The organism is Mesorhizobium sp. M7A.F.Ca.CA.001.10.2.1 (assembly GCF_003998575.1).
Taxonomy (GTDB): domain Bacteria; phylum Pseudomonadota; class Alphaproteobacteria; order Rhizobiales; family Rhizobiaceae; genus Mesorhizobium.
The window spans coordinates 1-10271 of the sequence record NZ_RZQY01000158.1 but is presented as its reverse complement, the minus strand read 5'-3'; the positions used below and the strand labels follow the sequence as shown (position 1 = coordinate 10271).

The 10271-nt window shown below is 62.1% G+C and carries 12 protein-coding genes and 1 riboswitch; of the genes, 3 read left to right on the top strand and 9 right to left on the bottom strand.

The annotated features are described in order from the left end of the window. Positions 1–272: 272 nt before the first annotated feature. The 5 genes from EN964_RS12940 to EN964_RS12920 form a co-directional block, all read right to left on the bottom strand. The gene (locus EN964_RS12940; protein ID WP_245465035.1) at positions 273–908 is read right to left on the bottom strand and encodes an isoprenylcysteine carboxylmethyltransferase family protein; all 636 of its coding nucleotides are present in this window, start codon (positions 906–908) and stop codon (positions 273–275) included. A gap of 232 nt (positions 909–1140) precedes the next feature. Then, positions 1141–2160, bottom strand: coding sequence for an ABC transporter substrate-binding protein (locus EN964_RS12935; RefSeq protein WP_127268777.1), 1020 nt, complete (start codon positions 2158–2160; stop codon positions 1141–1143). Next, positions 2153–2920 (bottom strand): ABC transporter ATP-binding protein, encoded by a 768-nt coding sequence (locus EN964_RS12930; protein WP_127268776.1) that lies wholly within the window; start codon positions 2918–2920, stop codon positions 2153–2155. Before EN964_RS12930 ends, EN964_RS12935 begins: the two co-directional genes overlap by 8 nt. Then, on the bottom strand, positions 2917–3678 hold the full coding sequence (locus EN964_RS12925) for an ABC transporter permease (protein WP_206517101.1): 762 nt from the start codon (positions 3676–3678) through the stop codon (positions 2917–2919). The genes EN964_RS12930 and EN964_RS12925 overlap by 4 nt, the downstream gene beginning before the upstream one ends. Before the next feature lie 94 nt (positions 3679–3772). Further along, positions 3773–4381, bottom strand: a complete 609-nt coding sequence (locus tag EN964_RS12920) for a YkoF family thiamine/hydroxymethylpyrimidine-binding protein (protein WP_127271736.1) — start codon at positions 4379–4381, stop codon at positions 3773–3775. Next, positions 4372–4485, bottom strand: a riboswitch (TPP riboswitch). Its footprint overlaps the gene before it by 10 nt. A 195-nt stretch (positions 4486–4680) precedes the next feature. Here EN964_RS12920 and EN964_RS12915 point away from each other — a divergent pair. After that, positions 4681–5001: a hypothetical protein gene (locus EN964_RS12915; RefSeq protein WP_127272385.1), complete on the top strand. Its 321-nt coding sequence runs from the start codon at positions 4681–4683 to the stop codon at positions 4999–5001. A gap of 39 nt (positions 5002–5040) precedes the next feature. Here EN964_RS12915 and EN964_RS12910 read toward each other — a convergent pair whose 3' ends face one another. The 3 genes from EN964_RS12910 to EN964_RS12900 form a co-directional block, all read right to left on the bottom strand. Next, positions 5041–6072 (bottom strand): formyltransferase family protein, encoded by a 1032-nt coding sequence (locus EN964_RS12910; protein ID WP_127272384.1) that lies wholly within the window; start codon positions 6070–6072, stop codon positions 5041–5043. 381 nt (positions 6073–6453) lie between these two features. After that, complete coding sequence (gene msrA / locus EN964_RS12905) at positions 6454–6972, bottom strand: peptide-methionine (S)-S-oxide reductase MsrA (RefSeq protein ID WP_127272383.1); 519 nt, start codon at positions 6970–6972, stop codon at positions 6454–6456. 132 nt (positions 6973–7104) lie between these two features. Beyond that, positions 7105–8649, bottom strand: a complete 1545-nt coding sequence (locus EN964_RS12900; protein ID WP_127270891.1) for a glycosyltransferase family 39 protein — start codon at positions 8647–8649, stop codon at positions 7105–7107. Between the two features lie 89 nt (positions 8650–8738). On the opposite strand from EN964_RS12900, the gene EN964_RS37675 reads away from it, so the two are divergent. After that, positions 8739–8909: a hypothetical protein gene (locus tag EN964_RS37675; RefSeq protein ID WP_164748724.1), complete on the top strand. Its 171-nt coding sequence runs from the start codon at positions 8739–8741 to the stop codon at positions 8907–8909. Between the two features lie 38 nt (positions 8910–8947). Continuing rightward, positions 8948–9655 carry a hypothetical protein gene (locus EN964_RS12895; RefSeq protein ID WP_127270889.1) on the top strand — a complete coding sequence of 236 codons (708 nt, stop codon included), beginning with the start codon at positions 8948–8950 and terminating at the stop codon, positions 9653–9655. Positions 9656–9781: 126 nt separating this feature from the next. Here EN964_RS12895 and EN964_RS12890 read toward each other — a convergent pair whose 3' ends face one another. After that, positions 9782–10105, bottom strand: a complete 324-nt coding sequence (locus EN964_RS12890) for a hypothetical protein (protein WP_127271121.1) — start codon at positions 10103–10105, stop codon at positions 9782–9784. Positions 10106–10271: the final 166 nt, after the last annotated feature.

Here is a 10271-nt window from a genome sequence, read left to right as displayed (position 1 = left end):
GGTATACATCAACAAAATTTCTGAAATAAAATTATAATAAAGTTGGAATAATTTCTCTTTACACTAACAGTGCGTAAGGCCATTGATGATCGGACGTTACTCTGCTCGTCTTTACTGCGAGGCCGTACACCGCACCGGACAGGGCATGAGCCTCTCGCAAGATCAGCAAGACCGCCACGATGATTGCAAGTGGCCAGAGTCTGTCGGCGGATGCGGGAGCGAGAGAGTGCAAGCGTGATTGCAGGCCGAACGATTCTGCGCTGGCCGGCTTGTCAGACGATCCCATAGAACAGCCTGTAGTGGACGCGCTTCATATAGTCCCGGTATTCCGGCGTCGCGGCTAACAGCGCCTCTTCGCGCAGGATGCGATGAACCTGGAAGAAGGTGATCGCGGCGTAGACAGCAAGATTGTAGAAGGAAAAGGCCGACAGCAGGAACAGGACATGACCGGCAAGGTATCCGGCATAGATCGGGTGCCGCACCAGGCGGTAGGCACCGTCGGTCATCACGCCGCGATTGCCCGGCAGAATGGCGAAAGAACGCCCTAGCGATATCTTCCCCCAGATCACGAACCCCAACGCCAGGACTTGCAGCGGCGCGGCGGCATAGATCGGGATGATGGCCACGCCCGGTTCCAGGTCGATGAAGCCGACACCGAAGCTGGCGACCACCGAAACAACCACCGTCAGCGGGTTCCAGTCGCGTACCTGTGGTCGCCGCGACAGAAGCAGCCAGGTAAAGGTCAGGATCTCGGAAATTGCCATCAGCGCCACATTGATGCGGGTCGGGTCGAGCATCAGGTGAGATACGCCGCGGTAGACGAACATGCCCGCGAAGGCCAGCGCGCAGATCCGAAAGAAACCTTCGCGCAAATCCACCAGGATTTCGCGCGTTCGGGCTGCGGACAAAATCCTGCCGTCACTGATGTGCGAAAGCGCCTCGCTTTTTGATATGAGCAATGCAAACACCCCAATGATCCCTCAGGGCGACCTTTGCACGCAACCATTGCCGGGCAGTTAATCAACAAGATCAGATCGGCATTAAACTGGCTGTCGGGGAGCCAGGGCGCCACTCCCAGACGACCTGCTCCACGCGGTCGCCCAGAAAGACTGGCGACCCATCTCATTTGGTTTTGCCAGACTAGCTCAGATAGTCGTTGCGGAAATAGCTCCCGAAATCCGGGCGTTGAGCAACCAGCTTGCCGTCGGCATCACGCAAAATGCCGGACGCGAAGAGATAGCCGCCGATCGCTCCCATCTTGGCCGGATCCATCGTCCCGATGGCACCGCTTTGGCTGCGCAGATAATGGCCGTCGATCAGCGCCTTCAGTGAGGCGTGGATCAGCGCCGGATTGGTCAACGCATCCTTGTTGGCCGCGATCAGCAGGGCTGCCGCATCTTCGGGGTGATCGACCGCGAACTGGTAGCCGCGCCGCGTCGCCTGGACAAAGGCGGCCGCAGGCTTGGGGTTTGCCTGGAGATAGGCTTCGCTCGAAGAGATCAGTGTCGTGTGCTCGTCAGGCACGCCGTAATCGGCATAGACGAAGCTGCGTTGTTTGACGCCCTTGAGCTCGGCGTCGACACCCTCCCAGGTCGAGACTTCGAGCGTGAAATCGACCGAACCATTGGCCAGCGCCTCATAGGCTGAGGTGCCGAGCGTCACCGTCTCGAAATTGCCCTTGCCGCCATCATGGCGGATGATGGTCGATATCAGGGCGTTTTCCCAGGCGCTGCCGAAGCCGCCATAGGTCAGGCCGTCGAGGTTTCTCGGGCTTACGATCTCGCTGCGGGCCGCATTGAAGACCACGCGGCCGGTTTCCGATTGCACCACCGCATAGACGCCCTTCAGGTCCGCTCCGGCGGTTCTCTGGGTGAACAGGCTGATGGTGCCGTTGATGCCGAAATCGGCGACGCGATTTGCAACCAGCGTGCCCGCACCGGTATCGCTGTAAGGCAGGATGTCGACCTCGAGCCCGGCCTCGCGATAGAAGCCCTTGTCGCGGGCGACGAACAGTCCGATGTGGTTGGTGTTGACAGTCCAGTCGAGGGCAACGGTGACCTTTTGTGCCGATTGTGCTTGGGCTCGCCCCGATCCGGCAACGAGCGGAAGGCCTGTGGCAAGGGTCAGCAACAAGGCCTGCCGGCGCGTCAAGTCAGTCATGATCGTGTCCTTTGGATGGGGTGGCGTTGAGGATGATGTCGAGAATCTCGGCCTCGAGCGTACTTGCCTGGCGCGCGGCATCGCCGCCAAGGCTGCGCGGGCGCGGCAGCGGCACCTTGATTTCACGCACGATGCGGGCCGGGCGCGCCGACAGCAGATAGATGCGGTCGGACAGGAACACGGCTTCGCGCACGTCATGGGTGATCAGGAGCGCCGTCCAGCGATGATGCCGCCACATCTGTTCCAGCCAGCGCTGCATGGCCGTGCGGGTCAGCGCGTCGAGCGCGCCGAACGGCTCGTCGAGCAAAAGCATGTCGCGTTGCTGCACCACCGTGCGCAGCAAGGCCGCGCGCTGGCGCATACCGCCGGACAGTTGCGCTGGAAAATGCCGCTCGAAGCCGGCAAGCCCGAATTCGGCAAACAACGGCGCAACGCGCGCCCGCGCCGCCTGTCTCCTCATGCCTTGCACTTCGAGCCCGAGCGTTGCGTTGTCGAGGATGCGCCGCCACGGCATCAGCGCGTCACGCTGCGGCATGAAAGCGAAATGCCTGCCGTGGTCGTCGAGCGGCGCGCCGTCAAACAACATCTCGCCCTCGCCATGCTCGGCGCCGGTCAGAAGCTGGAAGAGTGTCGATTTGCCGGCGCCCGAGGGTCCAAGGATCGAGACGAATTCACCAGCGCCGACGCTAAGCGAAATATCGGCCAGCACGTCGAGCCCACCGAACGCCTTGCGCACATACCGCAGTTCGAGCCGGCTCATCGCCAGGGCCCCTTCCCGACGGTTTCCTTGCCGGCCCGCTCCCAGGGCATCGCAAGGCGCTGCAGCAGTACAGTCAACCCGAACAGGACAAGGGTCAGGGCAGCGCTCACTCCGACGGCGGCAAGAACCAGGTCAGGACGGAAATTGTTCTTGGCGTTGAGCATGTAGATGCCCAGCCCCTTCGCGGCCCCCGCATATTCGGCGAAGATCGCGCCGACCACGGCGTAGGTGATGGAGATCCTCAAACCAGCGAAGAAATAGGGCAGCGCCGAAGGCAGCCGTGCCAGCACGAAGATGCGCCAGCGCCCTGCCCCCATGGCGCGCAGCATTTGCCCGATCTCGGCCTCGGTCGACTCATAACCCTCGACCAATGCAACCAGCATCGGAAAGAAGGTAACCAGCGCCACCAGCATGATCTTGGGCGCCAGCCCGAAGCCGAACCAGAGCACCACCAGCGGCGCGATCGCCACCAGCGGCAAGGTCTGGCTGACGATTAAGACAGGAAACAGCGCACGCCGCAGCGGCTGGAAGAAGTCGACCAGCATCGACAGCACGAAGGCAGCGCTGAGCGAACAGGCAAAGCCGAGCAGCGTGGCGCCGATGGTCGGAATGGCGTTGTCGGCCAGCGCCTGGCGATTGAGCAGCGCTTGCTCGAAAACGCGCGACGGCGCCGGCAGTGTCGTCGGCCTGATGCCGGAATAGGTGGCATAAAGCTCCCACGCCAGCAGGAGCAAACCGACCGAGATCATGGCCGGCATTGCCTTGACAAGAAGGCTCGCGATCGGGCGCGAAGCGACTGATGATGTGGCCACGGGAGACAACCTTTGACGGCAGCGCGAAAGCGCGGCTGGTTCAGACAGCCGACGGGCTGTTGGCCGAGACCGTGACGTCGAGGGTTACGTGGCCGGCGCCTGGTCCGAAGCGGCAGAAGGCCTCGTCCAGCGCCGAAAAGATCGCACCGGCATCACCGCGCAGTTTCGTGCAGAAATGCTTGGAACGCTCATAGACGCCGGACTGCTTGAGAAAATCGATGCAGCCGTAGATCTCGTCCATGTGGTCGTCGGTGCCCATCACATAGAGCGAGAACTGCGCCGCCGCCGGCTGGCCGGTGGCAGCAGCATTGCGCACCGCCGCAATGGCCGCATCCTTGCGCGGGCCGAGTGGCCCGACAGGCCCGCCAAGTGCATCGGAGCGGCAGATCGGGTCATCCGGCTCGCCAGGGCACCCGCGCGAGATGGCGGCCGACAACACGCAATGTTTGCCGCTGCGTGCCGCCGCCACGAAGAGGTCGCGCATGGCGGGAAACAGCACTTCGGGCGGCCCGACCAGCAAGGTCGAGATGTCGTCGGTCTCGATCCTGAGCTTGTCGCGCCAGGGATCGAGCGCACCGAGCGCGCCAAGAATGACACCGACGAATTCGTCGGTCATGGGGTATAGGGAAATCTGTGCGCCTGAAAACATCGCCCGCCTCGCTCCGCTGGTATTACCCAGATCAGCTTCTAGGGTCTGTGGGCTTGCCGCCCCCGTCTCAGCCCCGACCGTACGGAGCACCCCTGTGGATGTGCGCCTTAAAGCATCATTCGAGTTCAAGGGAAAGCCGTTTTTTCAGAGCACTGCGCCAAAAGCATTGCGCCAGTCACGGTGCGCCTGAGCGGAATTTTGTCGGGAACCTTCGCCGCCGCGACCGGTTGTCCCCACAGTCGCAACGCGATCACTTTCGTAGAAAACAAGCGACGACTTCACAGAAATGGAGACAAACCATGTTCATGAAAATCCTCGCAGCTTCGGTTCTCACCATTGGTCTGGCCACGTCAGCCATGGCGCAAAGCGCCGGCAGCAACAACGCAAATGGAAGCGGCAGCGGCAAATCGGTGACGGTTGAGCCGAACACGCCGGCTTCACCGAATACGGTCGAGCCGGACACTGTCGACCCGGGCACGACCAACAGCACGACTGGCACGGTAGGGGACATGAATTCGAACGCGGATCAGAATTGCCCGACCAACCCGCAAGGCGCGCAGACGGACGCCGATGGTAACGCGACGGCGCCAACGGTAAACGATAATAATTGTGGCAAGTAACCGCACACGGATGAAGCCGCTGGGCATCGCCCAGCGGCTTCATCCGTTTCTCTGGTCCGCAGCACTCGTTTTGCCGAACAGCCGGATTTGTGGAGCGGGTTTTCCGGCGGGCGGGCGCAAAAACAGGTGTTTTGAATTGAGCAGCCGTTTGAGCACTCTACCGTAGGTAAAATACAGGACCCGACCGTTGGCGAGATCGAATTCCACTGTTCCCCACCGCCTGACCGGAGCCTTTCCTGTGCAAGGCCCCAGCCTTCTGATCTGGAATCCCAGTCTGATTTTGCGCGTTCCGATTTCAAGATAGATGCCTGGCAGAAGGCCGAGCACATGCCATAGCCGTACAACATGCTCGACCGACATGGCCGGCGAGATTATCAGGTGGCTGGGCTGAAGCCGTGCCCAGACGAAGTCGCCTTTCGGCTGCGGCATTCCTGACAACAGCCCCCGGCAGTAGGCCGGCACCGCCTCGCTCACCAGAATCCGCATAGCGGTTGCCGTGCTGTCGACCAAGGCTTCTCTCGAGGTCCAGTCAGCTTCGGAAAACGGCACCTGCCCGAGAATGTCACCCTCGTCAAAACCGGCGGACATCTTGTGGAGCGTGACGCCGCCATGAGCCGCACACCGGCCGTCCACGGCCAAGCGCTGGGTCGGATGTGGCCCTCGATAGTCGGGGAGCAGCGCCGGGTGGAGGTTGACCCCGCCTTTGGAAAAATGGCCAAGAACCTCTTGAGGGATCAAGACAGGCAAAGTGTAGCAGACCAGCACATCGGCGCGGAGGTCAGACAATTGGCGACCAAGCGCATTCCAATCGTAAGGGCGGCCAAATTCGATCAACTTGACAGTCGTGTTACCGACAAACCGCCTGAGCAGCAGCTTGCGTTGAAGCCTTCGTCGGAAATTGCCGATGCTGAAACCGGTGGGACGACGCCGGAACCCGGGCACGATGATCGCGCCAATTGCATTTCCAGCCTCTAGCCAGCCGGCGAGCAGAGGCCCCGTATGGTTAGAGATATCGAGGACAAAAACGGCTGTGATCGGCTCCGAGTGATCGGTCGATTCGATCGGCCTCATCTTCGGCGGCTCAAACGGGCCGACAGATCAGGGCGAGCTTGTCAGGTCGGCTGAGTGGAAGGCGATGCCAAGGCAGTGACAACCGAAAGACGCTCGCGTTTTACAAACACTGGCTTTTCGCAGATTTTCTTCACGGCCCGTCTCCCGAAATCAGCTCTTCCTGCGCAATTGGACTGCGATACGGCAGGCTGTCAACCACCTGACCGTGTTTGCCTACCGCATCCGCATTCGCCGTTGACGAAGGCGTTCGAAGAGCGCTCGGATATTGTGAAAGCTCAATGGCCGACGCGACACGGTGCGCTGACTGAAAGGGGTTTGGATGCGATGACCTGCTCGACGACACCGTCGAGCAGCAATGCAGGGCAAATCGCAGTTGCGAATCTACGAAACCGCCGTCTCGCGAACCGGCAGCTTCCAGCCTGGCCTGACGAAGTGGCAGGTGTATCCGTTGGGATACTTCTCCAGATAGTCCTGATGCTCGGGCTCGGCTTCCCAGAACGGACCAACGGGTGCGACTTCGGTGATGACCTTGCCCGGCCACAGGCCCGAGGCATCGACATCGGCGATGGTGTCCTCGGCGACGCGCTTCTGTTCGTCGCTGGTGTAATAGATCGCCGAGCGATAACTCGTCCCGACATCGTTGCCCTGGCGGTTGCGGGTCGTCGGATCGTGGATCTGGAAAAAGCGTTCCAGCAGCGTGCGATAGCTTATGATGGCCGGATCGAAATTGATCTCGATGGCTTCGGCGTGGGTGCCGTGGTTGCGGTAGGTGGCGTTGGGCACGTCGCCGCCGCTGTAGCCGACACGGGTGGAGATGACGCCGGGATAGCGCCGTATCAAATCCTGCATGCCCCAGAAACAGCCGCCGGCAAGGACTGCACGTTCGGTCGAAGTCGCCATGTCACGTCTCCTCAAAAGCAATTCCAGGAAAAGTGTGTAGCGGTTTTCCGTCTGGAATTGCGTGAAAGCAAGTGGTCTCGCCATAAATGGGCATTGTCACCTGCTTCGTCCAGCGGACGCGGTGGATCTACCTCAATTGCTCGGTTGGGCGAGGCTGTCGATCAAACCCGGTAGCTTCATGCCAGGCGGAATGGCGGCAAAGCTGATCGCCACCGGTGGTGCCCTGAGCGACCAGGCGAAAAGAACGGTCTTGACCGGGATGTTTCCCAGCCACGCCAGCAGCCGAGGTGGCACGCCGCTCCCGGGCCAGACCAGGAGCATACCGTGATCGCGCAGCCGCTGGCTGGTGATCCAGGGGGCGAGCCGCATGTCGAGGTCGGTGAAGATCGACGGCTTGTCATAGGCGTTGAGGCCCGCCAGCAACGCGATGCGGGTATCGCCGCCGACGATGTCGAGCCGACCGGGCACCGCCGCGTGCCAGACCGCCTCGGCTTCGTCCGAAATCTGCCGCGCTGGCCAGCAGACGGCATCCATGCGCCCGCGCAAATTGCAACTCGTCCAGCGGATGCCCGCATAGGCACCGGACATGCCGAGGATGCAGGCGAACGCGCAGATCGCCAGCCGTCGCAGTTCGACGGCGCCAAGCCGATGACCCAGCAAGGCGATCGCCACAACGCCGACCAGATTGTACATCGGCGCGCCCCACGCCTCGCCGGCGCCGGTAAACAGCGAGGCCACCATGACAAGCACCGCCGGACCAAGCCCCATCCACACGAGATAGGCCAGCGCGCCGCGCTCAATGGGCTGTTCCGGCGCGGGCGAACGCCGCAACAGCCCCGATATCGACAGCACCAGCAATAAGCCGCAGAGCCCCGCCATTTGGACACCGATATAGTAAAGGCGGGCGCGGTGGACCAACACCCATTCATCGCGGCCGGCGACATAGGTCAGCGGCAGGAAATCGATGCGGTAGAGCTGGATGGCCAGTGGCGCGGCGACGGCGAGGAAAACCGCGAGCCCAAGCCAGGGCCAGGGCGTGGCGAGCCGATTGCGTGCCCGCGTGTCCGACAACAGCCAGATCGCCCCGAAGAGCAACAGCAGCCCGGTGGAAAACTTGGCATAGAGCCCGACGCCCGACACCAGTCCGAGCGCCAGCCACCAGCCCGGCCCACCGCCACGGCCCGCACGCCACAGCAGCCAGCAGATTGCGGCCCAGAAGGGCATCTGCGCGTAATCATGATTGAACTGCGGTGTCGGCCAGCCGAAGAAATACAATGACGGCATCAAAAGCACGGCGGCCAGCGCGCGGGTTCTCCCGAGCATGTCGCGGGCCAGCAGGTAGACGAAGACGAAGGTCGCCGAGACGACAAGCTGGGCGAGCAGATATTGCGGCCAGCGGAACGATCCGGTCAGAAGATGGCTGATCTCGAGCAGCCAGCCGGGGAGCTGCGGATGCTTGTAGGTCAAAAGCACCCATTCGCGGCCCCACATAAAGCTCTCGACGACATCGCCGGGCGGGGCGGCATCGACAAGCGCCGGCATCACGGTCCAGCACAGGATCTGCGTCAGGCATAAAAGCGCTAGGCCGGCTTCTGGATAGCGCGTCAGCCCCGGCCAGATCGACGACTGCCACCAGTCGCCTGGAACAGAACTGCCGACCGGCAGCCAACCGTTCATGGTTTCGTCGATTCGCGTCATGCGGTGGATAAATCACACCGGACGGTTTTACGAACAGCCCAGAACTTGAAGCTTACGAAAATGTATACTTGGCCGACCATGGCAAAACCAAGATTGAGGCAGAGTTTCGCGCCACCATGCCGCCTCTCCCGTCATCACATGCCAGCAAGACAACAATGGAACACGCCATCGCGCAGCACCCTGAACATGCCGGGCATGGCGCCTTGGGCGTGATCGCGGCAGGCGTCGCCTACGCCTGACCGGTTGCCGTCCCCAAAAAGCATCCAGGATTTGAAAAATGCGCCACCACCATGCCGTCATTCACTACCGTGCGCTCGATTTCTGGATGGCCCGTGCGGCCGTTCTCGTCATCATCTGCCTGCAGCTTCTGGTCATCAACAATCTCTCATTCGGGCCGCGCTGGGTGGCGCCCGCGCTGGAGGCGGCCCTGCTGCTGCCCTTGTCGGTGGCCACCGCCTGGACGCAGGCCGCCACCCGAAAGGCGGTCGAGGACCACGAGTGGCATGCGATCGGCCAGTTTCGGGTCATGATCCGCAGAACAGCCCTGACCATGACCGCCATCATCAGCATCATCAATTGCGGTTCGCTGGTCCTGCTGGTGCGTGCCTTGCTGGAGGGCCATGCCGGCAGTAGCGGTACGACGCTGCTGATCGACGCGCTCAACATCTGGGTCACCAACGTCATCGTTTTTGCCTTGTGGTTCTGGAGCACCGACCGCGGCGGTCCGCCGACCTGCGGCCTCGTCAAGCTCGCACAGGCCGATTTCCTGTTCGCGCAGATGACGTTGAACGACCGTGAGCTTCGAGATTGGCTGCCCGGCTTCGTCGATTATTTCTTCCTCGCCTTCACCAATGCGACCGCATTTTCGCCGACCGATACCTTGCCACTCTCCCAGCGCGCCAAGCTGCTGATGATGGCCGAGGCCATGATCTCGCTGCTGACCATCGCGCTGGTCGCGGCACGCGCGGTCAACATCCTCGCTTGATCGGCCCGACACGCGAAAATAGCCCGCCCGGCGAACCGGAACGGGCTATTTTGGGTTGTCTTCGATGGTTCGATGCCGCGGGAAACGTGCCTCGGCAATTCCGCCAAGCAATCGCCGCCGCACCAGCTATTCGTCCCGCGCGCGGCTGACTCTCCGCACCACGAACTCGAACAGGACGTCCGAAATCCACATGGCGCAGACGCCGATCAGGAAGGCGGCCGCCAGCGTGGTGGTGTCGTCGGCGGGATCGGGCATCGGCAGGCCGGCGATCCTGGCGTAGGACACCGCCGGCAGCGTCAGGTAGGCCGCCGCAAGTGCGCCGCAGATCGGCGAGGCCACCATTTCGCGCAGCTTGTAGCGATGCCGCGACAGCGCGCGCAGAACGCCGCCGGCGAGGCCCGCCGCCACGACCGGTCCCTTGATGCCGAGCAGGTCGAAAAGATCGTTCATCATGGCCTCCAGCCGCAAAGCTTCTGGCCCTTTTCGTTGTGAGCCAGGATCGCCGCCACCGACGCGTCGGAAAGGGTCGCCGCCTCCGCCCTTGTCGGCCGGAGGGGATGCCCGGCCGCGCAGAACGACCCGCCTGATGTGGTGCAGCCGGCCAAGGAGACATGAG

Excerpts from the sequence above, each read along its gene's own strand:
- EN964_RS12900 (WP_127270891.1), bottom strand. The coding sequence starts at position 8,649 with ATGAACGGTTGGCTGCCGGTCGGCAGTTCTGTTCCAGGCGACTGGTGG.
- EN964_RS12895 (WP_127270889.1), top strand. The coding sequence starts at position 8,948 with ATGCGCCACCACCATGCCGTCATTCACTACCGTGCGCTCGATTTCTGG.
- EN964_RS12925 (WP_206517101.1), bottom strand. The coding sequence starts at position 3,678 with ATGCCGGCCATGATCTCGGTCGGTTTGCTCCTGCTGGCGTGGGAGCTT.
- EN964_RS12890 (WP_127271121.1), bottom strand. The coding sequence starts at position 10,105 with ATGAACGATCTTTTCGACCTGCTCGGCATCAAGGGACCGGTCGTGGCG.
- msrA (WP_127272383.1), bottom strand. The coding sequence starts at position 6,972 with ATGGCGACTTCGACCGAACGTGCAGTCCTTGCCGGCGGCTGTTTCTGG.
- EN964_RS12915 (WP_127272385.1), top strand. The coding sequence starts at position 4,681 with ATGTTCATGAAAATCCTCGCAGCTTCGGTTCTCACCATTGGTCTGGCC.
- EN964_RS12930 (WP_127268776.1), bottom strand. The coding sequence starts at position 2,920 with ATGAGCCGGCTCGAACTGCGGTATGTGCGCAAGGCGTTCGGTGGGCTC.
- EN964_RS12910 (WP_127272384.1), bottom strand. The coding sequence starts at position 6,072 with ATGAGGCCGATCGAATCGACCGATCACTCGGAGCCGATCACAGCCGTT.
- EN964_RS12935 (WP_127268777.1), bottom strand. The coding sequence starts at position 2,160 with ATGACTGACTTGACGCGCCGGCAGGCCTTGTTGCTGACCCTTGCCACA.
- EN964_RS12920 (WP_127271736.1), bottom strand. The coding sequence starts at position 4,381 with ATGTTTTCAGGCGCACAGATTTCCCTATACCCCATGACCGACGAATTC.